Below are 24,960 nucleotides of genomic sequence, written 5' to 3' on the forward strand. Positions count from 1 at the left end.
ACACCCATGCCGCTGAATCTCGCCGACATCCGCCTGGAATACAGCAAGAAAGAACTTTCCCCCGACGACTGCCTGCCCGACGCGGTGACGCAGTTCGAACTATGGCTGCACGAAGCCATTGCCGCCGAGGTGAACGAGCCCACCGCCATGCACATTGCCACGGTGGACGAGAACGGCCGCCCGTCGGCGCGCATCGTGCTGCTCAAGGGGGTGGAAAGCGGCCAACTGGTGTTCTACACCAACTATCTCAGCCGCAAGGGCCGCCAGCTTGCGGCCAACCCCTATATCGCCGTCACCTTCTTCTGGCCGGAGCTGGAGCGCCAGGTGCGCATCGAGGGCAAGGTGGTGCCGGTGGCGCCGGAAGTCTCCGACGCCTACTTTGCCAGCCGCCCCTACACCAGCCGCATCGGCGCCTGGGCCAGCGAGCAGAGCAGCGAGATCGACGGCAAGAGCGTACTGGTGACCCGCGCCGCCACCTTCGGCCTGAAACACCCGCTGAACGTGCCGCGTCCACCGCACTGGGGTGGCTACGGCGTGGTGCCGGACCGGGTGGAATTCTGGCAGGGCCGCCCCAGCCGCCTGCACGACCGCGTGCTGTATACCTTGCAGCAGGACGCCGGCTGGCGACGCAGCCGACTGGCGCCTTAAGAACCTGCTTACGATCAGCTGAGCTTTTTTCTATCAGCTACGCTTGGGCGATACCGCATTGAAAACGGCCCCGCCCTGGCTCGCCAGATCGTAAACAGGTTCTACAAATCATCCGGTGCCCCGCACCCTGGCCGCACACGCGGCCTGTTTTCATTGAACGGACACCCATGCTCAACAACGACATCCTGCGCAGCGTGCGCTTCATCCTCAATATCAGCGATGCGCGCATGCTGGCCATTCTGCAGCACGTGGAGCCGTATGCCGACGACGACTTTGCCGCGCTGCTGAAAAAGGAAGACGAGGCCGGCTTTCTGCCCTGCAGCGACGAGCTGCTGTCCGCCTTTCTCGACGGCCTGATCATCGAGCGCCGCGGCCGCCGCGACGACGCGCCGCCGCCGGCCCCGCTCTTGCGCCTGGCCAATAACGACATCCTGAAAAAGCTGCGCGTGGCGTTCGAGCTGAAGCAGGAAGACATCGAGGCGCTGCTGGCGCTCACCGGCTTCAAGGTATCCACTGCCGAAGTCGGCGCGCTGTTCCGCAAGCCCGGCCACAAGAACTACCGCCAGTGCGGCGACCAGTTCCTGCGCTACCTGCTCAAGGGCCTGGCCATCAAGCTGCGCCCCGGTGCGCAGCCCAAGGGCGCCTGATGCTGCCGCTCGCCTGCTTGTACGGCTTTCATGGTGCCGGCGGCACGCTACTGGAAGTGAAACGGCTGGACCTGCCGGCCGGCAGCGCGCCAGACGCGGTGTACCACTGGCTGTGGCAGCCGGCGGGCAGCGACGGCTGGCAGAAGCTGGGCTTTGTCGCCATGGCCAGCGAGCCGCAGCAGTACCGCCGCTTTGCCGAAGGCGAGCTGTGGTTCGATGCCGCCGGCGCCCGGCTGCAGCTGGGTGGGCAGCAACAGCAGCTGGCCGCCGGCAGCCCCGACGGCTGGCAGGCATCGGTATCCGCCTGGCTGCAGGCGCAGCGCTGAACAGCAGCGCGCAGAATCGCCTGCGGCCAACCATACTGTGCTTGTCTCCCGCCTCCAGCGCCCCACCATGAAACCGCTACTGCTCACCAGCCTGCTGCTGGCCGCCCTCCCAGGCATGGCCTTCGAACTCACCAGCCCGCAGCTGCACGCCGGCCAGAGCATGGCCAAGGCGCAGGAGTACAACAACCTTGGCTGCAACGGCGGCAATGTGTCGCCAGCGCTGGCCTGGCAACACGCCCCGGCCGGCAGCCGAAGCTTTGCCGTTACCGTGTACGACCCGGATGCGCCCGGCGGCAACGGCTGGTGGCACTGGCTGGTCTTCAACCTGCCGGCCGGCACAGCGGGCCTGGCAGCCGGCGCCGGCAACCCCGGCGGCGCGCTGCCGCCGGGCAGCGTGCAAAGCCGCACCGACTTCGGCGCACCGGGCTATGGCGGCCCCTGCCCGCCGCAGGGCGACAAACCGCACCACTACATCTTCAGCGTGTACGCGCTGAAAGTGGACAAGCTGGCGCTGGGCACCGACAGCGGCCCGGCGCAGGTGGAGCGCATGCTGAACGCCAACAGCCTGGGCAAGGCCACGCTCACCGCCAGCTATGGCCGCTAGATACGCCAAGCCTGCCGGCTTGACAGCCCGGCAGCGGCACACCAGCATGCCGCACCGCCAGCAACCCGCCAGATGACGACCACGATGCCCCTCTCCTTCAAGGTTGGCCGCATGCGCCACACACGGCGAAACCACGCATGAGCTGGTTTCTCTACGTGCTGGAATGCCGCGGCGGCAGTCTGTACACCGGCATCAGCAACAACGTGGACAAGCGCTATGCCGCGCATGTGGCCGGCAAGGGCGCGCGCTACACCCGCAGCTTTCCGCCGGAGCGCATCGCGCTGGTACTGCCGTTTGCCGACAAGGGTGCAGCGCTGCGCGCCGAGCTGGCGGTAAAGGCAATGAGCGCGGCACAGAAGCGTGCCTGGCTGGCGCAGCAAGTGATTAGCCAGGCTAATCAAAGTACGCAGTAATGCTGGCTTGCCGCCGGCGTGCCGGCGGCCCACACTGCCAGCCATTGCCGAACCGGAGTCCGCCATGTCCCACCTCGACACCCTGCCCGCCGGCCTGCGCCAGGCGCAGCCGCTGCTGTGGCACAACCCCACACTGCGCCCCACCGCCGACGCGCTGGCCGCCTGCCCCTACGGCCGTGCCGATATTGAAGCCGCCATCGCCCGCTGGCAGCGTTTCGCGCCGCTGCTGGCGCGGCTGTTCCCGGACAGCGTGGCCGCCGACGGCCGCATCGATTCGCCGCTGCTGCCGCAAACCGACACCCGCGGCCAACCCTTGTGGGTAAAGGCCGACCACGCACTGCCGATCACCGCTTGCATCAAGGCGCGCGGCGGCGTGTACGAGGTGCTGTGCCATGCCGAGGAGCTGGCGCAGGCCGCCGGCCTGCTGCCACCCGGCAGCAGCTACACTGTGCTGGCCGAAGCGCCGGCGCGCGCGCTGTTCGCGCAGCACCGCATCCTGGTGGGCAGCACCGGCAACCTCGGCTACAGCGTGGGCGTGATGGCGCGCGCGCTGGGACTGGGGGTGGAAGTGCACATGTCGCACGATGCCAAGGAATGGAAAAAACAGCGCCTGCGCGCACTGGGCGCCGCGGTGGTGGAACACCAGGGCGACTACGCGCTGGCGGTGGCCGCAGCGCGCGACAGCGCCGCCAGCGATGAGCACGCCTATTTCATCGACGACGAAAGCTCGCTGCTGCTGTTCTTCGGCTATGCCGCCGCGGCCTGGGATCTGGCTCCGCAGCTGGCCGCCGCCGGCCTGCGACCAACGCCCGAGCAGCCGCTGCGCGTCTACCTGCCCTGCGGCGTGGGCGGCGCGCCGGGTGGCGTGGCTTTCGGCCTGAAGTGTCTGTTCGGCGACGCGGTGCAATGCGTGCTGGTGGAACCAGTGGCCTCGCCCTGCTTCCTGCTGCGCCTGGCCAGCGGCGATGATGCGCTGTCGGTGTACGACATCGGCCTCGACAACCGCACCGTGGCCGACGGCCTGGCAGTGCCGCGCGCCTCGGCCACCGTGGCCGACATCGTGCAGCCGCTGATCGACGCCGTGATCACCGTCAGCGACGACAGCCTGCTGGCCGAACTACGCCACCAGTGGCGCCAGCACGGCCTGCGGCTGGAGCCGTCCGCCACCGCCGGCTTCGTCGCCCACCAGCTGGCGGCTACGCAATGGCCGGGCGCGGCGATCCCGGTGGTGTGGACCACCGGCGGCAACGGCCTGCCGGACGAAGTGTTCCTGCCCTTGCTGGCGGAACAGGCGGCATAGCAAGGTTGGCCGCAAGCCTGCGGCCAACCTTGTCTCAGGCCTGCGGCACGCCGCCCAGTTGCGGCGCGTAGCGCTGCAACGCCGTCAGCAGCACGCCATGCGGCTGCGCCAGGTCGTCGAGTATCGAGAAATGGTTGTGGCCCGCCACGTGCAGACCCGCGGCGGCCTCGCCCGCGGCGCTGCAGGCCGCGGCGTAGTCATCGCTGTGGCGCACCAGCTCCGGCAGCTCGTCGGCCCCCACCGCCACCAGCGTGGGCGCGCCCGGGCCGATGTGCCGCAACGGGCTGCAGGCGGCGATCTCCTGCGCGCTCAGCTGCAGCTTGTCGTTGAGCCAGCACAGGCTGATCGGCTCCAGGTCGACCAGCGCGCTGATCGGCAGCGCCACCGACACCAGCGGGTGCGCGCGGTGCATCGCCGTCAGGTGGCCGCCAGCGGAATGACCGCTGAGGCACAAGGGGCGCCCCGCCGTGCCCAGCCCTTCCGGGTCGCGCGCCAGGTAGTCCAGCAGCGCGCCGATTTCCGCCACGATCTGCGTCATCGATGCCTGCGGCGCCAGCGTGTACTCCGCCAGCACCACGTTGAAACCGCGCGCCAGCGGGCCGGCGGCGATGTAGGCGAAGTCTTCCTTGACGCAGTTCTGCCAATAGCCGCCGTGGATGAAGACAAAGGTGGGCGCGCCGTCCGCGCCGCAGGGCAGCCAGTCCAGGCGCTGGCGCAGGCCCTTGCCGTAGTGCAGCTGGCGCCGGCCCGGGCTGTTCGCATACAGCTCGGCACTGCGCTGCTGGCCCGCAGCCAGCATGGCGGGGAATGCCGGCACCGCCCGTGAGTTGTTGTAGGCCGCATCCAGTGCCGCCCGGTCCATGCCTCGATAGAGAATCGTCATCGTCTGTTATCCGTATGCGTGTCCAACACCGCGCGGACCATGCCCGCGCCCTGCTGCGCACCGCCGGCCGGCGGCACACGAGGCCTCACTATCTAGCGCGTATCCGCCGCGGGTGGCTTGGGACGATTCCGATTCTGCTCGCTGCGGGAATGAATGCTTCGCCGGCAGCAGGCGATCAGCAGCCCCAGTGCGATGGCCGGCAGCCACACCCATTGCAGTTCGGAGATCAGCACCGTCAGACCACGCGCGGACAGAAAACGTCCGGCACCAATGGGCGATACCTGGATGAACTGCAGCGGCGCGAAGAAACGCTCGTTGCTGAACGGCCACAGTAGCGCCACGCCCTTGCCGCCGGTGGTCAGCGTATCCAGCAGGCCATGCGAGGCCATGGCGACAAACAGGTAGCCGCAGGCCACCCGGAAGCTTACCGGGTAGCGCCGCTGGCAGTACCAGCCGGCCAGCAATGCCAGCAGCGCCGCGCTGAACAGCGCATGGCTGAAGCCGCGGTGGCCGAATGCGTCGCCATAGGGAATGCCGAGGCGGAAGGCCAGCACGTCCAGATCCGGCAGGATGGACAGCAGCACGCCGGCCAGCAGCAGCGGGCGGGGAATCAGCTTGCGGCCCAGCCCCAGGCCAATGGCCAGCGGCACCGCCGGGTGGGAAAGTATGGAAGGCATGCGGACTCCTGGGGTCGCTCACTCAAACAAGCCATTGGCATGTTAGCAGATCACCCGGGCCGCGCCGGCGCGTGTGAGTAGCCCAGCGTGGTTACGAAGTACCACAGGGTCCCCGCTACGCCGGGGCTGCGCGCCCGATCCAGTCCGTAGGGCGGGTTGAACCAACGGTTCATACCCGCGTGAACCGGGCGGCGCCGCGCGGGTATGGCCTGCGGCCAACCCGCCCTACGGTGACTTCTCGCGCTGGGCACAAGCCACCGACAAGGTGCCGCTGGTTGACACGCTACGCTTGCCGCCCTATCCGCGCTGCATCTCGCCGCACAGCCACGTCACCAGCGTCTGCACCGCCTCGCTACTGCTTACCGGGTACAGCGCGTAGTAGCCCAGCAGCAAGGGCGGATGCTCATCCAGCCGGCGCAGGCTGCCGTCCTGCAGGTAGCGCGCCACCAGCAGCTGGCGGCCCAGCGCCACGCCGTCGCCGGCCTGGGCGCTGCGGTAGGCGAGCTGAGCCTGGTTGAAGTGGCGCTCGCCGGCAGTGCTGCCGTGTGGTCGGCCGTATGCGGCCAACCATAGCGCCCATTCGCTGCCGGCCGGCGCCGGGCTGCTCCACGGCGCATCGTCGTGCAACAGCTGGCCAGCAATCAAGCCTGGCGCCGCCACCGGAAAACCGTATTCGGGCAGCACGAAGGCGGCATCCTGCGGCGCCTGCGGCAGGTAGCGCAGCGCCAGGTCGATGCCGGCCTGGCGCAAGGCCGCCGGGCTGTAGGGCTGGTTGTCGGCCAGCAGATCGACGCTGATGTGCGGGTGCAGGCTGGCGAAGCGGCCCAGCCGCGGCAGCAGCCACTCCAGCGCCAGCGATGGCGGTGCGGCCAGGCGCACGCTGCCGGGTGCAGCCTCGGCCTGCAATGCGGCCAACGTTTCGGCCACGGTATCGAAGCCGCTGCGGGTGGCGGCAAACAGGCGCTGGCCGGCCGGGGTGAGCTGCGGCGTGCGGCCACCGCGCTGCAGCAGGCTCAGCTGCAGGCGGGCCTCCAGCCGCTGCACGCGCTGGCTCACCGCCCCCTGGGTGACCGCCAGCTGTTCGGCGGCGCGGCGAAAGCCGCCGCACTCCGCCACGGCGTGGAAGAACCACAGGTCGGCCAGCAGGCTGGCATCCAGTCGGCGCGCCATGGCGGTGGGCTCAGTAGGCGAAGCGCTCGCGCAGCTCTTCCAGGTTCAGTTCGCGCAGGATCGCCTCCTGGCGCTCACGGGCGGCTTTTTTGCCCTTGCTGGTTTTCTTGGCGATGATCAGCTCGTTCTTCATCGAGTGCTCCCAGCCCACCAGCTCGGTGACGGTGAGCTGGTAGCCGCGCGCCTCCAGCTGCAGGCAGCGCAGCACGTTGGTGAGCTGGCTGCCGAATTCGCGGGTGTGGATGGGGTGGCGCCACAGCTCGGACAGCGGCGTCTTGCCGAAGGTCTCGTTCTTCTTCTGCCGCAGCACGGCAGCCACCTCGGCCTGGCAGCACGGCACCAGCACGATGTACTTGGCGTCCTTGGCCAGCGCGAAGCGGATGGCGTCGTCGGTAGCGGTGTTGCAGGCGTGCAGCGCGGTGATGATGTCCACCTGCGCCGGCAGCTCGTCCGAAGTAATCGACTGCTCCACGCTGAGGTTGAGGAAGCTCATGCCGGCAAAACCCAGCCGCTGGGCGAGGTCCACCGACTTGTCCACCAGCTCCTGCCGCGTTTCCACGCCGTAGACGTGGGCAGCCGCCTTGTCCTTCAGGAACAGGTCGTAAAGGATGAAGCCGAGGTAGGACTTGCCGGCACCGTGGTCGGCCAGGGTCAGGCTGCCTTTCTCGGCCAGCACGTCGGCCATCAAGGGTTCGATGAACTGGTACAGGTGGTACACCTGCTTGAGCTTGCGGCGGGTGTCCTGGTTGATCTTGCCGTCGCGGGTGAGGATGTGCAGTTCTTTCAGCAGTTCGATGGACTGCTGCGGTTTGATTTCCGGGATCAGGCTCATGACGGCTCCACAATTTTTGCTGCCTCTATTGTACCGCCTTGGTCAAGCACCCCGCCTAATGCTGCACACGATCTGCTGCGCGTCGGCGATACCGCGTTGAAAGCGGCTTCGCCATGCTCATTGACCCCATGTCAACTCCGCTTGCTCAGCCGTTTTCGCCTTGTCTCGCTCTAGCTCGCAAGATCGTGAGTAGCCTCATACAATGCGGCATTCCCGTTTTCAGGTAGCAGATCATGGCCTTGCAGCTTCACGTCATTCCGGTCACCCCGTTCCAGCAGAACTGTTCCGTGCTGTGGTGCGATGCCACCAATGAAGCGGCGGTGGTGGATGCCGGCGGCGACATCGCGCGCATCCGCGCCTTTATCGAGGCCAAGGGCCTGAACGTGACCAAGCTGCTGCTCACCCACGGCCATATCGACCACGCCGGCGGCGCGCGCGCGCTGGCCGATGCGCTGGGGGTGCAGATCGAAGGCCCGCAGCGCGCGGAAAGCTTCTGGCTGGACCAGCTGCCGCAGCAGGGGCAGATGTTCGGCTTTACACCCAGCCCGGCGCTGACGCCGGAACGCTGGCTGGAGGAAGGCGACACCGTCAGCATCGGCAACGAGGTGCTGGAGGTGCTGCACTGCCCCGGCCACACCCCGGGCCACGTGGTGTTCGTCAGCCGTGCGGCCAACCTTTGCGTGGTGGGCGATGTGCTGTTCCAGGGCTCCATCGGCCGTACCGACTTCCCGATGGGCAACCACGAGCAGCTGATCGCCGCCATCCGCGGCAAGCTGTTCGCGCTGCCGGAGGACATGACGGTGGTGCCCGGCCACGGCCCGTTCACCACCATAGGCGACGAGCGCCGCAGCAACCCCTTTGTGGCCGACCGCCGCTACGGCTGATGGACGCCGCCTTCGAACGCGCGGTGATGGCGCAGCTGCTGGCGATTCCGCCCGGCCAGGTCAGCACCTACGGCACGCTGGCGGCACTGGCCGGCTACCCGCGCCATGCCCGCCACGTGGGCAAGCTGCTGGGCAATGCGCCGGAAGGCGCCGCCTGGCCGTGGTTCCGCGTGGTAAGCGGCAGCGGCAAGGTGGCGCGGCCGGGCACGCCGGAGGCGGATTACCAGATCCTGCTGCTGGAAGAGGACGGTATCGAGGTGGGTGCCGGCGGGCGGGTGAACCTGAAGCGCTACGGCTGGCCGGTGCAATATTTCATTCGCCCCTGACATTGGCAGACTAGCTGTCCAAAAATAATTTTTGCACCGCAACAAAGACGCCAGTGCCTTGATGTACTGGCGTTTTTTGCTAACTACTACTTTCGTTTATGACGACAAGAATTTGCCTGTTGCGCAAATAGTGTGATAAAGACTAAGGATAATTTTCGCTTTCGAACTCACCGCCATGAGCCGATCACCCAGACACGACAAAATCCTGCAGTTGGTACGCGAAAACGGCTTCATGCCGATCGAGGAGCTGGCCCGCCTGCTGGACGTGACGCCGCAGACCATCCGCCGCGACATCAACCAGCTGTGCGAAGCCAACCTGCTGCGCCGTTATCACGGCGGCGCCGCGCTGGGCAACAGCGTGGAGAACGAGGACTACTTCTCGCGCAAGGGCAAGCTGCAGAGCGAAAAGGCGCATATCGCCGACATGATCGCGGAGAACATTCCCGACCATGCTTCGCTGTTCATGAGCATCGGCACCACTATCGAGGCGGTGGCGCAGGCGCTGACCATCACCCACAAGGGTCTGCGGGTGATCACCAACAATATCCACGTGGCGTCGATCATGTCGGCCAACCCGGATTTCACGGTGATGATCACCTCCGGCGTGGTACGCGCTTCCGACGGCGGCATCACCGGGGTGGCAACGCTGGATTTCATCAACCAGTTCAAGGTGGATTACGCGGTGATCGGCGTGTCGGGAATAGAGACCGACGGCTCGCTACTGGATTTCGACTACCGCGAAGTGCGCGTGGCGCAGGCAATGATGAACAACGCCCGTCACCGCTTCCTGGCCGCCGACCACAGCAAGTTCGGCCGCAATGCACTGGTGCGCATGGGCCACATCAGCGAATTCAACGCCATCTTCACCGACGCCATGCCGCCGGAAAGCCTGAAGAAGCTGCTGGAAGAGCACGGCGTGCGCATGTACCTGGCCGACCCGCTGTAAACGTTGGCCGCATGCCAACCTTGGCAAAGTCCTTTCGCAATGCGGAAGGACTTTGTGTTGTAAACAGCAAGGCTGCCGATGCAAGCACTTGGCTGGTGCGGCCCGGCTTTGCCGGGTCCGGTAGCATGTAAACGAAGTACGTTGTCAGCAGCCTGACAAGGGCGCCGCTGGCGCCCTTGTGCTTTGCGGCCAACCCTGCCGCTATTCGCCGCCCGCCAGCTCCGCCGTCCAGCCCAGCACGCCATTGCGCCCGGCTTCCTTGGCGCGGTACAGCATGCTGTCGGCGCGCTGCACCAGCGCCACCACGTCCCACACTCCCTCGTTGCTGCATACCCCGGCGCTGAAGGTCTGGCGGAAGCGACCGCGCGGCGAGGCATGCTCCAGCCGCGCGAATGCCTCGCGCAGCTCGTCCAGCAGCCGCACCGCCTGCTCCGTCGTCATGCCCGGCAGCGCAATGGCGAACTCCTCGCCGCCGTAGCGGCCCAGCACATCGCTGCGCCGCAGGCGCTCCTGCAGGAAGCGCGACAGGCTTACCAGCACCTCGTCGCCGGCCTGGTGGCCGTAGCTATCGTTGATGCGCTTGAAGTGGTCCAGGTCCAGCATCACCATGCTCAGCGGCTTGCGCTCGCGCTGGGCACGGGCGAATTCGTGCTCCAGCCGGGCGAACAGGTGGCTGTGATTGAGCAGGCCGGTAAGGCTGTCGGTGGCGATGTAGGAGCGCAGCTTGCGGTAGCGGCTGGCGCGGGTGCTCACCGTCACCACCAGCTCCTCGCTGGATACCGGCTTGGTGAGGTAGCCGTCCACCCCCAGGCTCAGCGCGTCCAGCTGCACGTCCTGGCGTTTTTCCATGGTCAGGAACAGGATGGGGATGCCGTCCATCAGCTGCTGCTGGCGGATGATGCGCGCCAGTTCCTGACCGTTGCACTCCGGCATGTGCATGTCCATCAGGATCAGGTCGGGGTGGAAGCGCTCTATCGCCTCCAGCGTCTCGCTAGGGCGGTTCACTTCCTCGGTCATGATGCCGTGCCGGTTCAGCACCGCCGCGTACAGGCCGGCCAGCGAGCTCATGTCTTCCACCAGCAACACCCGCAGCGGGTTGCGCGGGTCGGTGCTGGCCGGGCGCGCCAGCGCCTCCAGCAACTCCCGCACCGACAGCGGCCAACCGACAAAACCCTGCCCGCCGGCACGCACCGCCTGCAGCCGGGCGGCAAAATCGCGGCGCTGGCTGGTGAACAGCAGCGGGCATGGCAGGCGCAGTTGCGGCAGCGGCGGTTCGCTGCCGTCAAAAGCGTGGTGGATGATCAGTGCGCCGGGCTCGTGCTGCTGCAGCGCCTGCTGCAACGCGGGCAGGCTGTCGAACACGTCCAGTACGTAGCCAAAACAGGCCAGTTGCTCCTGCACCCCGCCCGGCAGGCTCTGGCCGGGCGCCAGCAGGAACAGCCGGTGGCTCTGGCGCAACGGCGTGGCGCTGCCGCCGGACTGTTCCGGCAACGGCAGGCTGGCCAGCTGTGTCACCAGCGACAGCTGCTGACGCAGTTGCAACACGTCCTCGCTGCTGCGACGGCGCCTGGCCCAGCCGCGCAGCTGGGTGGCCAGCTCCGCATTGGCGCGCAGCAGCGGCTCGGCGCCGGACTGTTCGGCCAGCCCCTGCAGGCACTGCACCAGCGCACCGAAGCGGCGCGCCTGCTCCGGCTCCCAGCGCAGCAGCAGTTGCTGGCCAGTGTGGTCCATTTCCTGAGCCAGGCTGAGTAGGGATTGCGGCACTGGATTTGACATGGTGATCACAAGCTGGCTTCACAGAATGTTAAGAGTATAACGGCAGCAAGCCGGCTGCTGTTGCCACAACTGGTATAATTCCCGGTTTTCACCCAGCGGCAGAGACAGACTCTGCAAGCCAGCATGAACGTCTTTTACGAAGAAAGCGGCAGCTTCAAGGTAGGCAGCGTGGTATCACGCGCCGAAGCCAGCCTGCAGATCGATACCCAGCACGGCAAGCGCACCAAGCTCAAGGCCGCCAACGTGTTCCTGGAGTTCAACTCCCCGCTGCAGGACTTCCTGCCGGCCGCCGAGGCGCTGGCCGCCGACATCGACGTGGATTTCCTGTGGGAGTGCTGCGGTGAAGATGAATTCGGCTTCGAAACGCTGGCCGCCGACTACTTCGGCCACGCCCCCAGCGTGAGCGAAAACGCCGCCATCCTGCTGCGGCTGTACGCGGCGCCGATGTACTTCTACAAGAAGACCAAGGGCCGCTTCAAGGCTGCGCCGGAAGAGACGCTGAAGGCCGCGCTGGCCGGCATCGAGCGCAAGAAGCGCGAACAGGAACAGATCGACGCCTGGGCCGGGGAACTGGCCGCCGGTACCCTGCCGGACGCCATCCGCAGCCAGCTGATGACGCTGCTGTACCGCCCGGACAAGAACACGCTGGAATTCAAGGCCTTCGACCAGGCCAGCAAGGCCACCAGCCTGCCGCCGCTGCGGCTGGCCGACAAGGTGGGCGGTATCGAATCGGTGCCGGCCTACCTGATGGCCGGCTTCCAGCTGGAGCACTTCCCCAAGGGCACCGGCTTTGGCAGCTACGCGCCGGCCACCGCCACGGAAGAACTGCCGCTGGCCACGGTCAAGGCGTTCTCCATTGATGATGCCGCCACCACCGAGATCGACGATGCGCTGTCGGTGCAGTGGCTGGACAACGGCAATATCCGCGTCGGCATCCACATTGCCGCGCCCACGCTGGGCATCGCCGTGGACAGCCCGCTGGAAAAGATCGTGCACCAGCGCCTGTCCACCGTGTACTTCCCCGGCGACAAGATCACCATGCTGCCGGACGAAGTGGTGCAGGCCTTCACCCTGAAGGAAGGCCATGACTGCCCGGCGCTGAGCCTGTACGTGGAAGTCACCCCGGACTTCGAGCTGGTGGCCTTCGACAACCGCATCGAGCGCGTGCACATTGCCGCCAACCTGCGCCACGACCAGCTGGAGCAGGTGTTCAACGAAGACACGTTGGCCGCAGACGGCTTCGGCCCTGATTACGCCTTCAAGCGCGAACTGGTGTGGCTGTGGCAGTTCGCCAATGCCCGCGAGGCCTTCCGCGGCAAGACGCCGGACCCGAACCGCCCGCCACAGGTGGACTACAACTTCAACGTGGTGGACGGCAAGGTGATCATCAGCATCCGCAAGCGCGGCTCGCCGATGGACAAGCTGGTTTCCGAGCTGATGATCCTGGCCAACAGCGAGTGGGGCCGCATGCTGGCCGAGGCCGACATTCCGGCCATGTACCGCGCGCAGAGCATGGGCAAGGTACGCATGACCACCCGCCCGGAACCGCACGTGGGCCTGGGCGTGCAGCAGTACGCCTGGAGCACCTCGCCGCTGCGCCGCGCATCGGACTTCATCAACCAGCGCCAGCTCACCGCGATGATTCGCGGCGAAGCGCCGCAGTACAAGCAGGGCGACGCCATGCTGTTCGCGCTGCTGCGCGACTTCGATACCGCCTACAGCGCCTACCTGGGCTTCCAGGACAAGATGGAGCACTTCTGGTGCCTGCGCTGGTTCAGCCAGGAAGGCATCAGCGAGCCGACCGCCAGCTACATCAAGGAAGACCTTGTGCGGGTGGACGGGGTACCGATGCGGCTGCGCATCGGCGGCCTGCCGGAGCTGAGCAACGGCGACCGCATCCAGCTGCAGATCGTGCGCATCGACGAGTTGATGCAGGAGATCGAGTGCCGCTACGTGGCGGTGCTGGAACGCAAGACCCTGCCGCAGGACGAGGCCGAGGAGGCGTAAGCCACCGCTTGCGGCCAACCTTGACCGCAACGTGCAACGACAAGGCCCCGCCATGGCGGGGCCTTGTGCTGTCTGCTGCAGGCGGGCCATACCCGCGCGGGTATGAACCGTTGGTTCAACCCGCCCTACGTAATCCGGTAGCAGCCATCGCCTGCCGTAGGGCGGGTTGGCCTCCGGCCATACCCGCGCGCATGAACCTTTGCGCCTGACCAACCTTCACCTGGGTAAGCACGCAGGCCATACCTACCAGCAGTGCGTCACTGGTGGGCGCGCTGCTGATTGCCCGGTTCCCCGGATACGCTGCGCTTATCCGGGCTACGAGCTACAGCAGATTGTCCACCGTAGTGCTCACCTCCTTCAGGTGCGGCAGCGCCTCGGCCATGGCCGCGCCCTCCACCCCCAGCACCGCCAGCAGCGGCTGCGGCAGGGTGGACTGCATCTCGTCCTCGCTCATGCCGTGGTTGAAGCCGGCCACGATGTAGGACGCCAGCCCGATCAGCACCGCGTACGGCGTCAGCTGGCCGGGGTCGGCCAGATTGTGCTGCTCGCGTATCGCCTGCTGGATGGCATCCGGGAAGTTCCAGCGCCGCGACAGCTCGGCGCCCACTTCGGTCAGATCCATGCCCAGCACCATGCGCTCGGTGGCCAGCCGCTCGGCGCCGCTGTCCACCAGCCGGTCGATGCGCACCGCCTTTTCCGGCTCCGCCACGTGCAGCACCAGCTCGCCGATATTGGACAGCAGGCCGCAGGTGTAGGCCAGCTGCACGTCCAGTTTCGCCAGCCGCGCCAGCACCTTGCTGGTATTGGCCATCTCGAAGCTGCGGCCCCAGAACGCCTTCATGTCGAAACCGGGAATCGCCGCGGTGGCGCCGGCAATACCGGAGGCGATCACCAGCATGCGCACATTGTCGAAGCCCAGCAGCAGCACCGCGTCGTTCAGCGAACCGATGCTGCGGCTGCCGCCGAAGCGCGCGCTGTTGGCCAGGCGCAGCACCCGCGCGCTCAGCACCTGGTCGTGCACCACCTTGTCGGTGATGTCGTCGATATTCACGTTCTGATCCTGGAAGCTGGCAATCAGCTCCTGCACCACCTTGGGCACCATGGGCAAGCGCCCGGCGGCCTTGTCGAACAGTTCTGCCACATTCATCTTGCTCTCCCCTGCTGTCGTTGTGCTCGAACAACCCACCAGATGAGCTTAGGCAAAAGCTTTATGAAATACAGAAAAAACCTGCGCTTAACAGCCGCCACTGGCATGAAAAAGCAAAAGCCCCGCCAGGCGGGGCTGTTGCGAGAGCAACGACAACTCAGGCTGCGTTGCGCGCCAGCGCACCGCGCTGGCGGCGTACGAAGCGGAACAGCAGCACCAGCAGCGCCAGGAAGGGAAGGCCGAACTTCAGCGTCATGTTGAATTCGTCGGTGAACAGCGTGGTGACCATCGCCGCCAGCATCAGCCCCAGGCCCAGCAGGGTGGTGAACGGGAAGCCACGCATGCGGAAGGCCAGCGGCGGGTTGCCGCCCGCCTGGTACTTGCGGCGGAAGAACAAATGGGTGACGAAGATCATCAGCCACACGAACATGGCGCCGAACATCGACAGTGAGATCATCAGCATGAAGGCCTTTTCCGGGTACAACACGTACAGCAGCGTGGCCACGGCAATGCCGATGGACGACAGCAGCAGCGCGTTCAGCGGCACACCGTTGCGGCTGAGCTTGCCCAGTGCCGCCGGCGCATCACCGCCGCGCGACAGGCTGAACATCATGCGGGTGGTGATGTACAGCTGGCTGTTCATGGCCGACAGCGCGGCCACCACCACCACGAAGTTGAGAATGCCCGCGGCGTAGGGGATGTTCAGCACTTCCATCACCGTCACGAACGGGCTGCTGCCCTGCCCCACGCGCGACCACGGCACAATGGCCAGGATCAGCGCCAGCGACAGCAGGTAGAACACCAGCAGGCGGGCGATGGTGGCGCGGAAGGCCTGTTTCACCGCGCGCTCCGGGTCTTCCGCCTCGCCGGCGGCCACCGCGATCATTTCCACGCTCAGGTAGCTGAAGATGGAGATGATCACCGCCACCCACATGCCCCACCAGCCGTGCGGCATGAAGCCGTCGCCGGCGGTGTACAGGTGCACGCCGTATTCCGGGTGGCCGCCGCCCCACACCACATAGCTGCCCAGCAGGATGAAGCCGAGGATGGCGGCGATCTTGATGCTGGAAAACGCATACTCCACCGCGCCGAACGCCTTCACGCTGCTGGCGTTCACCGCGATCAGCGCCGCCGAGAACAGCGCTATCCACCACCATGACGGCACGGCGGGGAACCAGAAGCGCATGTAGTCGGCCACTGCCGTTACCTCGGTGCCCACCGCCAGCACGATGCAGGACCAGTAGGCATAACGCACCAGGAAGCCGGCCAGCGGGCTGATGTAGTGCTCGGCATAGGCGCCGAAGGAGCCGGAGGTGGCATGCGCCACCGTCATCTCCGCCAGGCAGCCCATCAGCAGCAGGGTGATCAACCCGCCGATGGCATAGCTCAGCAGCACGCTGGGGCCGGCAAAGCCGATGGCGAACTTGCTGCCCAGGAACAGGCCGGTGCCGATGGCGCCGCCAATGGCGATCATGCTCATTTGCCCGGAGGTCAGCCGCCGCTGCAGGCCCTGCTCCCGGTCTTTGATGTTCTGAAAACTTCCACTCATGATGTGCTCCGTGACTCTCCGTGCGTATCCGGCCCCGGCCTGTCTGTGCAGGCGCTGGCGGGCCAGAGGTGGGGTTTGCTGCCCGAGCGGGCAGCAGCAGGCCCACGCAGCGGCGTGCCGCTGCGTGGAAAATTCGGCTGGGGTGATTTAGCGGGCCAGCGCGCGCAGTACCGCGCGTACCGGGCTGGCGTCGGTATCCATCAGCTTCAGCGGCAGGGCGATCAGCTCGTAATCACCTGGTGGCACCGCATCCAGCACCAGGTTTTCCAGGATCGCCATGCCGTGGCGCGCCACGGCGCGGTGTGCCGCCATGGTCTTGCTGTCGGCCGGGTCGAGCGAGGCGGTATCCACCCCGATCAGCTGCACGCCCTGACTGCCCAGCCAGTCGATCAGCTCGGCGGCGATGCCGGGGAAGGCCTGGTCCCAGGCGGCATGCGGAAACTGCGGGTAAGTGCGGATCAGCAAGCGCGGCGGCAGCGGGCCGCTGCCCTGCAGTGCCGCCTGCAAGGTGGCCAGCTGCAGCACGGCGCCGGGCGAAAGGCAGTGCACCACGCGGCAGTGGCCTAGGTAAGGCGCCAGCGGCACCGCGCCGATGGCCGCGCCATCGGCCTGGTAGTGCAGCGGCGCATCGGCATGAGCGCCGCTGTGCGGCGAAAGGGTCAGCCGCGCCACATTGACCGGACAGGCGGCATCCAGCACCCAGTTGGGGCTGGACTGGAACGGGGTATCACCCGGCCACACCGGCATGCCGGCGGTCAGGGCGGGGCTGATGTCGTAGAGCATGGCGCGTCTCGCAGCAGAATGACTGTCAAAAGCTTAGCACCGGCGGCGCGGGTACTTATTGCAAAGACTGTCGAGCGCCCATGAGACTTTTGCAGATTATTCAGTTGCCTGCTTTAAAACCGCAGAAAATTCGAAATTAACTTTGGAATGCACTGCTTACGCCAATTCCCGGGCACCGCCAGGCTGCTGAACGGCAAAGAAAAAGCGGCCCGCAGGCCGCCAAAGGAGAGTCGCTCCTGCAGGCAGGAGATACACGGAATACTGTTCAGGCCACCTCGTGGTGTTGAACCGCCGGGCAAGTGCCTTGCCCTGGCTCAGGCCACCTCATGGCCCTGGGCCACCTGCAGCAGGGTGAACCACTGCTGGCGCGTGAGCTGCAGCCGGCAGGCAGCAGCGGCATCGTCCAATGCGGCCAACTTGCGCGAGCCGACGATGGGCAGCGGCCGGCACGGGTGGCGCAGCAGCCAGGCCAGCGCCACGGCGGCGGTGCCAACGCCCAGCTCGCCGGCCAGCAGGTTCAGCGCCGCCGCCAGCGCAGGGTTGGCCGCAGCGTCGAACAGGCGGCCACCGGCCAGCGGCGACCACAGCATCGGGCGAATGCCCAGCTGCAGGCACTGGTCGAAGCTGCCGTCGAACAGCGGCGCGGTATGCAGCAGCGAGGCCTCGATCTGGTTGGTGACCAGCGTGGTGCGCGAGGCCAGCAGCGCATACTGCGACGGGCTGAAATTGGACACGCCGAAGTGGCGCACCTTGCCGGCATCCCGCAGCCTCGCGAAGGTCTCGGCCACTTCGTCCGGCTCCAGCAGCGGGTCCGGGCGGTGGATCAGCAGCAGGTCCAGGTAGTCGCTGCCCAGCTGCTGCAGCGAGGCGTGCACGCTGGCGGTGATGTGTTCGGCACTGCTGTCGTAGTGCTTCACCCGCCAGCCGCGTGCCGCATCCGGCGGCTTGATGCCGCACTTGCTCACCAGCTGGATGGCGTCGCGCCGCGACGGGTTGGCCTTCAGCCAGCGGCCGAACAGCGCCTCGCAGCGAAAGCCGCCGTACAGGTCGGCATGGTCGAAGGTGGTGATGCCCAGCGCGATAGCGTGCTCCACCCACGCCGCCAGCGCGGCGTCGTCGAAGCCCCATTCATGCAGGCGCCACACGCCCGCTGCCACCGGTGACAGCAGCGGGCCGTCTGCGGCCAACCTTTGCAGGCCGAGCGTGCTCATCAGGCGATGCGCTGTTCGGTTTGCGGGTCGAACAGCACCGCCTTGGACACGTCGAACACCAGGTCCATGCTCAGCCCCGGGCGCTTGGCCTCGGTCGGGTGGGTACGGCAGCACACCTTGGTGTTGTTCAGCGACACGAATACCAGGGTATCCGGGCCGGTGGGTTCGATCACGTCGATGTGGCAGCTCATTTCCGGCAGGCCGTCGCGGTGTGCGGTGCGCGCATCGGTGATCTGCTCCGGGCGGATGCCGAAGATCACTTCCTTGCCCACCCAGCCTGCCAGCTTGGCTTTGTCGTGCGGCAGCGGCAGCACCACGCAGCCCTTGTCGTCGCACACTTTCACGCCGATCTGGCCGGCGGATTCCACCACCGTGGCCGGGATGAAGTTCATCGACGGCGAGCCGATGAAGCCGGCCACGAACAGGTTGGCCGGGTTGTCGTAGATTTCCTGCGGGCTGCCGAACTGCTGCACCACGCCGTCCTTCATCACCGCGATGCGGTCGCCCAGCGTCATGGCCTCGATCTGATCGTGGGTCACGTAGACGATGGTGGATTTCAGACGCTGGTGCATCAGCTTGATTTCGGTACGCATCTCCACGCGCAGCTTGGCGTCCAGGTTGGACAGCGGCTCGTCGAACAGGAAGATGGCCGGGTTGCGGGCCAGGGCGCGGCCCATGGCCACGCGCTGGCGCTGGCCGCCGGACATCTGCCCCGGCTTGCGCTCCAGCAGGTGCTTGATCTGCAGCATGTCGGCCACGCGGTTCACGGTGGCGTCGATCTCGGCCTTGGGCACCTTGCGGATCTCCAGGCCGAAGCTGATGTTCTCGCGCACCGTCATCGACGGGTACAGCGCGTAGCTCTGGAACACCATGGCGATGTCGCGATCCTTGGGCGACAGCTCGTTCACCCGCTTTTCGCCGATCACGATGTCGCCGCTGGAGATGTCGTCCAGGCCGGCGATCATGTTCAGCAGCGTGGATTTGCCGCAGCCGGAGGGGCCGACCAGGATCAGGAACTGGCCGTCCTCGATGGCGATGTCGATACCCTTGAGCACCTCGGTGCCGTTGGCGTAAGTCTTGCAAACGTTGTTGATGGAAAGAGCGGCCATCGCATTAACCTTTCACAGCACCGGCAGTCAGACCGCGCACGAAATAGCGGCCGGCTACCATGTAAACGAACAGGGTCGGCAGGGCGGCAATGATGGCCGCCGCCATATCCACGTTGTATTCCTTCACCCCGGTGGAAGTGTTCACCAGGTTGTTGAGCGCCACCGTGATCGGCTGCGACTCGCCGGCGGCGAACACCACGCCGAACAGGAAGTCGTTCCAGATCTGGGTGAACTGCCAGATGATGCAGACCACGAAGATCGGGCCGGAGATCGGCAGCAGGATGCGCCCGAAGATGGTCCAGAAGCCGGCGCCGTCGATGCGCGCCGCCTTCACCAGCTCATCCGGCACGGTGATGTAGAAGTTGCGGAAGAACAGCGTGGTGAACGCGGTGCCGTACACCACGTGCACCAGCACCAGGCCGGCCGTGCTGTTGGCAATGCCCAGCAGGCCCAGCAGCTGCGCCATCGGCAGCAGCACCACCTGGAACGGGATGAAGCAGCCCACCAGCAGCATGGTGAACAGCGCGTCGGAGCCCTTGAAGCGCCACATCGACACCACGTAGCCGTTCACCGCGCCGATCATGGTGGAGATCAGCACCGCCGGCACCGTCATCTTCACCGAGTTCCAGAAGAAGCCCTTCATGCCGCCGCATTCCACGCCGGTGCAGGCCTCGGCCCAGGCCTTGACCCAGGCGCCGCCCTGCCAGGCTTGCGGCAGTGCCAGCATATTGCCGTTGCGGATGTCGTCCAGGCTCTTGAACGAGGTGGTGAGCATCACGTACAGCGGCAGCAGGTAGTAGATGGCCATCAGGAGCAGCGCGGCGTACACCAGCGCGCGGCCAACGGTAAGGTTCTTAAACACGTTTGGCACTCCTTGTTTCCATGTACATCAGCGGCACCAGCACCGCCACGATGGTGAACAGCATCATCATGGCGGAGGACGCCCCCAGGCCAAGCTGGCCGCGGGTAAAGGCGAACTGGTACATGAAGATGGCCGGCACGTCGGACGAGGTGCCCGGGCCGCCGCCGGTCAGCGCCATCACCAGGTCGAAGCTCTTGATGGCGATGTGCGACAGGATCAGCAGCACGCTGAAGAACACCGGGCGCAAGCTGGGAATCAGGATGCGGCGGTAGATGGTGGGCAGGCTGGCGCCATCCACCTGGGCGGCCTTGATGATGGAGTCGTCGATGCCGCGCAGGCCGGCCAGGAACAGCGCCATCACGAAGCCGGAGCTTTGCCACACACCGGCAATCACCACGGTGTAGATGGACATGTCGGAGTTCACCAGCCAGTCGAAGGTGAAGCTGGTATAGCCCAGATCGTTCACCACCTTCTGCAGACCCATGTCCGGGTTCAGCATCCACTTCCAGGCAGTGCCGGTCACGATGAAGGACAGCGCCATCGGGTACAGGTAGATGGTGCGCAGTGCGCCTTCGGCGCGGATTTTCTGATCCAGCAGCACCGCCATCAGCAGGCCGACGATCAGGCAGAACAAAATGAACAGGCTGCCGAAGATGCCGAGGTTGGCCGCAGCGGTCCACCAGCGGTCGTTGTCGAACAGCGCCTGGTATTGCACCAGCCCGGCCCATTCGAAGCGGGGCATCATGCGCGATTCGGTAAAGGAGAGCCAGCCGGTCCAGGCGATGAAGCCGTAGACGAAGACCAGGCTGGCAGCCAGCGTCGGCGACAGCACCAGCTTGGGCAGCCAGCGGTCGGCCAGCGCGCGCAGGCCTTGATTAGCAGAGGCGGACATGAGAGTTCCTTGCTGTCTCGGGTAAGGCGGCGCCGTTCACGCAGCCTGGCGGCGGCGCTAGCGAACGGCGAGAGACATCCACCCCGCCGGCAGGCGGCGGGGCAGACAGGGTTACAGCATCAGGATCAGCGTACGGCGCTGGCCTTGGCCAGACGCTCGGTCGCCTGCTTCGGTGTCATGCTGGAGTTCATGAACTGCGAGATCACGTCCACCATGGCGCCTTCGGTCGCGGACGGCATGGCCATCTTGTGCGCGAAGCTCGGCACCAGCTTGTTGCTCTTGGCGGCGGCGTTCATGTCGAAGTTGGACTTCTTGGCGCAGTCGTCGAACTTGGTCAGCGGGGTATCCAGGCGGGCCGGGATGGAGCCCTTGTTCAGGTTGAACACTTCCTGGAATTCCTTGCTCATCACGGTGTTGGCCAGGTCGGCCTGGGCCTTCACCGCTGCCGGCGACTTCTGCTGGAACATGGCCAGCGAATCGATGTTGAAGGTGAAGGCGTTCTGGGTGCCCGGTGCGTCTACACACAGGAAGTCCTTGCCCGGTACCTTGCCGGCGGCGGTGAATTCGCCCTTGGCCCAGTCACCCATGAACTGCATGCCGGCCTTGCCGTTGATCACCATGGCGGTAGCCAGGTTCCAGTCGCGGCCAGCGGCGCCCTTGTCGATGTAGGTTTTCACCTTGGCCAGGGTCTCGAACACTTTCAGGGTGGTGGCGCCGCCAACGGTGGCCTTGTCCAGCTTCACGAAGGCCTTGCTGTAGTAGTCGGCACCGCCCACGCCCAGCGCAACGGATTCAAACAGGGTGGCGTCCTGCCACGGCTGGCCGCCGTGGGCGATAGGCTGGATGCCGGCCTTCTGCAGCTTGTCGGCAGCAGCAAAGAATTCCGGCCAGGTTTTCGGCACGGTGGCGCCGGCCTTCTTGAAGGCTTCCGGGTTCACCCACAGCCAGTTCACGCGGTGCACGTTCACCGGCACGGCCACGTACTTGCCCTTGTACTTCATCACGTTGCTGACCACTTTGGGCAGCTGCTTGTCCCAGTTGCCGGCCTTGGCAACGGAATCGATGTCGGCCAGCACGCCTTCGGCGCCCCATTCCTGGATCGCCGGGCCCTTGATCTGGGCGGCGGTCGGCGGGTTGCCGGATACCACGCGGGTTTTCAGGGCGGTCATGGCGTTGTCGCCGCCACCGCCGGCCACGGCGAAGTCCTTCCAGGTATCGCCCTTGGCAGTCATCATTTTTTTCAGTTCGGCAACGGACTTGGCTTCGCCGCCGGAGGTCCACCAGTGCAGTACTTCCACATCACCCGCCATCGCGGTTGCCGGCAGCAGGGTTGCGGCCAGTACGGCCACGGTCAGACGCTTCATTTCCATATTCCATCTCCTGTCGTGTTGTATGCCGCCCGATGTGCTGATTTTTTGGCTTTGCGGGCGACGAACCCTGCGGGGCAACTCTCCTTGCCCGTTCCGCAGTTGGGTGCACTATAGCCACGAGATGTAAGTTTTGTGTAAGTTTTTGCGAAGATTGTCGTAAGGAAACGCGCCATAATGGGTGCGCCGCGTCATGACAATGCGCTGAAATGCCTTGAAATTGGGCAAGCAGGCTTTATTGCAGTGCAATAAAAACAGAAAAAGTAGTGTCTTAACTACACACTACTTTGCGGGCAAACCGTTCCGGGCAGCGCTCAGTGCGGCGGCGTTGCGGCCAAGGGCAGCAGCAGGCAGACCCGCAGACCGCCGCCCGGATTGTCGCCCAGGCTGACGCTGGCGCCATGGCGGCGGGCGATTTCCTGCACGATGGCCAGCCCCAGGCCACAGCCCTTGCCCTTGCCTTCCGCGCTGCCGCGGTAGAAGCGCCCGAACACCCGCTCGCGCTCATCCACCGGGATGCCGGGGCCGTTGTCGCGCACTTCCAGCCGCACCTGCGCGCCTTCACGCGCCAGCCACAGCGTCACCTCGCCGCCGCGCGGGGTGTAACTGATGGCATTGTCCAGCAAGTTGGCCACCAGCTCGCGCAGCAGGCCGGCGTGGCCCTGTACCGGCAGCGCACCCTCCTCGCCTTCCAGCCCCAAATCCAGCCCGGCAGCCAGCGCACGCGGCACCGCTTCCGCCGCCACCTCGCGCGCCAGCGCCGCCAGGTCCAGCGCGGCGAACTGCAGCCCGGCCTCCGGCTCGGCGCGCGCCAGCGCCAGCAGCTGGTTCACCAGGCGGATGGAGCGCGCCACGCTGGTTTCCACCTGCCCCAGCTGGCGCTGTGCCAGCGGCAGGTCCGGCGCCGCCTCGGCCAGCTCGGCCTGCACCAGCTCGGTCTGCGACTTCAGCCCCGCCAGCGGCGTGCGCAGCTGGTGCGCGGCGTCGGCGATGAAGCGCCGCTGCTGCGCCACTTGCGAGTGCACCTCGTCCAGCAGGGTGTTGATGGCGGTGGCCAGGGTGCGTACCTCGGCCGGGGCGTTGTCGATCTCGATGGGCGCCAGGTCGCGCGGCGTGCGGTCCTCCACCGTGCGGCGCAGGCTGCGCAGCGGCGACAGGCCACGGCTGACGCCGGCCCACACCAGCACGCTGGTGAGCAGGATCAGCAGCAGCAACGGCAGGCCCATGTCGAGCAGGATGCGGCGCGCCAGCTCGGCGGACAGGGTGCGGCTCTTGGCCACCTGCACCAGCATCAGGTCCGGGTGCTCCGGCGTGCCGGCCGGCAGGTATTGCGCCGCCACCCGCACGTCCAGCTTGCCGAGCTTGCCGTTATAGAAGAAGGTTTCCCGCAGCGGGGCGCTGACGCTGGCCGGCGGGCGCGGCATCGCCGGCTCGCCCAGCAGGAAGGCTTCCGGCGGCGAACTCACCATGTAGTAGACGCGGTCGTCCGGATCCTGCTCCAGCACGTCGCGCGCGGCACGCGGGAAATCGACATAGAAGCCGTTGCCGAACGGTTTGACCTGGCGTGCCAGCGCGCTGCTGGACTTGGCCAGGGTGCGGTCTATCACCTCGTTGGCGTAGGCCAGGGTGAGCTTGTAGGCAAGGAAGGCGGCCCCCAGCCACAGCACCAGCTGCGGCAGAAGCAGCCACAGTAGCAGCTGGCGCCGCAGCGACAGCTGGCGCGGGCGGCCGCTGCCGGCGCGGGCAGGCTCCGCTGACGTCACCTTACTGTTCCGCCGCCAGCAGATAGCCCAGGCCGCGCACCGCGCGCACGCCCACGCCGCTGCCGTCCAGCTTCTTGCGCAGGCGGTGCACGTAGACCTCCACCGCGTTGGCGCCCACCTCCTCGCCCTCGCCGGACAGCTCGGCGGCAATCTGCTCCTTGGTCACCACGCGGTCGGCATTGGCCAGCAGGATGTCCAGCAGCTGCAGCTCGCGCGCCGACAGCTCCAGCGGCGCATTGTCGGCCCAGGCGCGCTGGCCGGCACGGTCCAGCCGCAGCGGGCCGAAACGCAGCTCGTCGCGCTGCGGGCTGTCCACCACGCGGTGGCGGCGCAGCAGCGCGCGGATGCGCGCCTCCAGCTCGGGGAATTCGAACGGCTTCACCAGGTAGTCGTCGGCGCCGGCATCCAGCCCGGCGACGCGGTCTTCCATGCTGTCCAGCGCGGTGAGCAGCAGGATGGGCAGCGCCGGCTTGTGCACGCGCACATTGCGCAGCACCTGCAGGCCATCCAGCCCCGGCAGACCGATGTCGAGGATCACGGCATCGAAATCGCCGGCCAGCAGCTGCTGCTGCGCCTGCAGGCCATCGGCGGCATGGGCGGTATCGAACCCCAGCCGCGCCAGGCGGGTGAGCAGCGCATCGGCCAGTACGGTGTCGTCTTCGGCAATAAACAGCTTCATGGTGTGGCGGGCGGCTAAGTAACAGTGCTTGATGGTATGTCAAAACCGGCGGCGGCGGCAGGTGCCCTGCGACATGGGGTTGTCGTGGGATGCGGCCAACGTTGTTGTCCGTATGTTGTAGGGCGGGTTGAGCGTAGCGAAGCCCAACGTTTACCGCGT

25 protein-coding genes are annotated in these 24,960 nt (G+C 66.3%); 10 read left to right on the plus strand and 15 right to left on the minus strand.

The genetic code is table 11. The features are described from left to right. The first annotated feature begins 6 nt into the window (after positions 1–6). The 6 genes from pdxH (at position 7) to PSELUDRAFT_RS04540 (ending at position 3,938) form a co-directional block, all read left to right on the plus strand. Positions 7–648 (plus strand): pyridoxamine 5'-phosphate oxidase, encoded by a 642-nt coding sequence (gene pdxH / locus PSELUDRAFT_RS04515; RefSeq protein WP_088965708.1) that lies wholly within the window; start codon positions 7–9, stop codon positions 646–648. 167 nt (positions 649–815) lie between these two features. Beyond that, entirely contained in the window at positions 816–1,295 is a 480-nt protein-coding gene (locus PSELUDRAFT_RS04520; RefSeq protein WP_088965709.1) for a DUF1456 family protein, read from the plus strand. After that, the gene (locus PSELUDRAFT_RS04525; protein ID WP_088965710.1) at positions 1,295–1,621 is read left to right on the plus strand and encodes a hypothetical protein; all 327 of its coding nucleotides are present in this window, start codon (positions 1,295–1,297) and stop codon (positions 1,619–1,621) included. The genes PSELUDRAFT_RS04520 and PSELUDRAFT_RS04525 overlap by 1 nt, the downstream gene beginning before the upstream one ends. A gap of 67 nt (positions 1,622–1,688) precedes the next feature. Next, on the plus strand, positions 1,689–2,225 hold the full coding sequence (locus PSELUDRAFT_RS04530) for a YbhB/YbcL family Raf kinase inhibitor-like protein (RefSeq protein ID WP_088965711.1): 537 nt from the start codon (positions 1,689–1,691) through the stop codon (positions 2,223–2,225). Positions 2,226–2,362: 137 nt separating this feature from the next. Further along, positions 2,363–2,638 (plus strand): GIY-YIG nuclease family protein, encoded by a 276-nt coding sequence (locus PSELUDRAFT_RS04535; RefSeq protein ID WP_088965712.1) that lies wholly within the window; start codon positions 2,363–2,365, stop codon positions 2,636–2,638. A gap of 64 nt (positions 2,639–2,702) precedes the next feature. Further along, positions 2,703–3,938 carry a D-serine ammonia-lyase gene (locus PSELUDRAFT_RS04540; protein ID WP_088965713.1) on the plus strand — a complete coding sequence of 412 codons (1,236 nt, stop codon included), beginning with the start codon at positions 2,703–2,705 and terminating at the stop codon, positions 3,936–3,938. Positions 3,939–3,972: 34 nt separating this feature from the next. On the opposite strand, the gene PSELUDRAFT_RS04545 is transcribed toward PSELUDRAFT_RS04540, so the two are convergent. The 4 genes from PSELUDRAFT_RS04545 to PSELUDRAFT_RS04560 all read right to left on the minus strand — a co-directional run bounded on the left by PSELUDRAFT_RS04545 (position 3,973) and on the right by PSELUDRAFT_RS04560 (position 7,500). Further along, complete coding sequence (locus PSELUDRAFT_RS04545) at positions 3,973–4,821, minus strand: alpha/beta hydrolase (protein ID WP_088965714.1); 849 nt, start codon at positions 4,819–4,821, stop codon at positions 3,973–3,975. A 92-nt stretch (positions 4,822–4,913) separates the two neighbouring features. Beyond that, entirely contained in the window at positions 4,914–5,498 is a 585-nt protein-coding gene (locus PSELUDRAFT_RS04550) for a metal-dependent hydrolase (RefSeq protein WP_088965715.1), read from the minus strand. 297 nt (positions 5,499–5,795) lie between these two features. Next, complete coding sequence (locus tag PSELUDRAFT_RS04555; protein WP_088965716.1) at positions 5,796–6,668, minus strand: LysR family transcriptional regulator; 873 nt, start codon at positions 6,666–6,668, stop codon at positions 5,796–5,798. Positions 6,669–6,678: 10 nt separating this feature from the next. Next, positions 6,679–7,500, minus strand: coding sequence for an SAM-dependent methyltransferase (locus tag PSELUDRAFT_RS04560; RefSeq protein WP_088965717.1), 822 nt, complete (start codon positions 7,498–7,500; stop codon positions 6,679–6,681). Positions 7,501–7,733: 233 nt separating this feature from the next. Between PSELUDRAFT_RS04560 and PSELUDRAFT_RS04565 the strand changes: the two genes are divergently transcribed. The 3 genes from PSELUDRAFT_RS04565 (at position 7,734) to PSELUDRAFT_RS04575 (ending at position 9,656) form a co-directional block, all read left to right on the plus strand. After that, complete coding sequence (locus PSELUDRAFT_RS04565) at positions 7,734–8,384, plus strand: MBL fold metallo-hydrolase (protein ID WP_088965718.1); 651 nt, start codon at positions 7,734–7,736, stop codon at positions 8,382–8,384. Beyond that, positions 8,384–8,710, plus strand: a complete 327-nt coding sequence (locus PSELUDRAFT_RS04570; RefSeq protein ID WP_088965719.1) for an MGMT family protein — start codon at positions 8,384–8,386, stop codon at positions 8,708–8,710. The genes PSELUDRAFT_RS04565 and PSELUDRAFT_RS04570 overlap by 1 nt, the downstream gene beginning before the upstream one ends. Before the next feature lie 175 nt (positions 8,711–8,885). After that, positions 8,886–9,656: a DeoR/GlpR family DNA-binding transcription regulator gene (locus PSELUDRAFT_RS04575; RefSeq protein WP_088965720.1), complete on the plus strand. Its 771-nt coding sequence runs from the start codon at positions 8,886–8,888 to the stop codon at positions 9,654–9,656. Positions 9,657–9,857: 201 nt separating this feature from the next. On the opposite strand, the gene PSELUDRAFT_RS04580 is transcribed toward PSELUDRAFT_RS04575, so the two are convergent. Beyond that, on the minus strand, positions 9,858–11,432 hold the full coding sequence (locus tag PSELUDRAFT_RS04580) for a diguanylate cyclase (RefSeq protein ID WP_231895307.1): 1,575 nt from the start codon (positions 11,430–11,432) through the stop codon (positions 9,858–9,860). A 123-nt stretch (positions 11,433–11,555) separates the two neighbouring features. Between PSELUDRAFT_RS04580 and PSELUDRAFT_RS04585 the strand changes: the two genes are divergently transcribed. Then, on the plus strand, positions 11,556–13,439 hold the full coding sequence (locus PSELUDRAFT_RS04585; protein ID WP_088965722.1) for a ribonuclease catalytic domain-containing protein: 1,884 nt from the start codon (positions 11,556–11,558) through the stop codon (positions 13,437–13,439). Positions 13,440–13,761: 322 nt separating this feature from the next. On the opposite strand, the gene PSELUDRAFT_RS04590 is transcribed toward PSELUDRAFT_RS04585, so the two are convergent. The 10 genes from PSELUDRAFT_RS04590 to PSELUDRAFT_RS04635 form a co-directional block, all read right to left on the minus strand. Then, the gene (locus PSELUDRAFT_RS04590) at positions 13,762–14,586 is read right to left on the minus strand and encodes an HDOD domain-containing protein (RefSeq protein ID WP_088965723.1); all 825 of its coding nucleotides are present in this window, start codon (positions 14,584–14,586) and stop codon (positions 13,762–13,764) included. A gap of 157 nt (positions 14,587–14,743) precedes the next feature. Beyond that, on the minus strand, positions 14,744–16,135 hold the full coding sequence (locus PSELUDRAFT_RS04595) for an amino acid permease (RefSeq protein WP_088965724.1): 1,392 nt from the start codon (positions 16,133–16,135) through the stop codon (positions 14,744–14,746). A 147-nt stretch (positions 16,136–16,282) separates the two neighbouring features. Then, positions 16,283–16,918, minus strand: a complete 636-nt coding sequence (kynB, locus tag PSELUDRAFT_RS04600; protein WP_088965725.1) for an arylformamidase — start codon at positions 16,916–16,918, stop codon at positions 16,283–16,285. A gap of 314 nt (positions 16,919–17,232) precedes the next feature. Then, positions 17,233–18,129 (minus strand): aldo/keto reductase family oxidoreductase, encoded by an 897-nt coding sequence (locus tag PSELUDRAFT_RS04605; RefSeq protein WP_088965726.1) that lies wholly within the window; start codon positions 18,127–18,129, stop codon positions 17,233–17,235. After that, positions 18,129–19,238 carry an ABC transporter ATP-binding protein gene (locus PSELUDRAFT_RS04610; RefSeq protein ID WP_088965727.1) on the minus strand — a complete coding sequence of 370 codons (1,110 nt, stop codon included), beginning with the start codon at positions 19,236–19,238 and terminating at the stop codon, positions 18,129–18,131. The genes PSELUDRAFT_RS04605 and PSELUDRAFT_RS04610 overlap by 1 nt, the downstream gene beginning before the upstream one ends. A 4-nt stretch (positions 19,239–19,242) precedes the next feature. Further along, positions 19,243–20,046, minus strand: coding sequence for a carbohydrate ABC transporter permease (locus PSELUDRAFT_RS04615; protein ID WP_369800106.1), 804 nt, complete (start codon positions 20,044–20,046; stop codon positions 19,243–19,245). A 46-nt stretch (positions 20,047–20,092) separates the two neighbouring features. Continuing rightward, positions 20,093–20,992: a carbohydrate ABC transporter permease gene (locus PSELUDRAFT_RS04620; RefSeq protein WP_088965729.1), complete on the minus strand. Its 900-nt coding sequence runs from the start codon at positions 20,990–20,992 to the stop codon at positions 20,093–20,095. Between the two features lie 125 nt (positions 20,993–21,117). After that, complete coding sequence (locus PSELUDRAFT_RS04625; protein ID WP_088965730.1) at positions 21,118–22,362, minus strand: ABC transporter substrate-binding protein; 1,245 nt, start codon at positions 22,360–22,362, stop codon at positions 21,118–21,120. 311 nt (positions 22,363–22,673) lie between these two features. After that, positions 22,674–24,122, minus strand: a complete 1,449-nt coding sequence (locus tag PSELUDRAFT_RS04630) for a sensor histidine kinase (protein WP_088965731.1) — start codon at positions 24,120–24,122, stop codon at positions 22,674–22,676. 1 nt (position 24,123) lies between these two features. Then, the gene (locus tag PSELUDRAFT_RS04635; protein WP_088965732.1) at positions 24,124–24,801 is read right to left on the minus strand and encodes a response regulator transcription factor; all 678 of its coding nucleotides are present in this window, start codon (positions 24,799–24,801) and stop codon (positions 24,124–24,126) included. Between the last annotated feature and the right edge of the window lie 159 nt (positions 24,802–24,960).

Origin of the sequence: Vogesella sp. LIG4, from assembly GCF_900090205.1 — a bacterium.
In the GTDB taxonomy this organism is placed as follows: Bacteria; Pseudomonadota; Gammaproteobacteria; order Burkholderiales; family Chromobacteriaceae; genus Vogesella.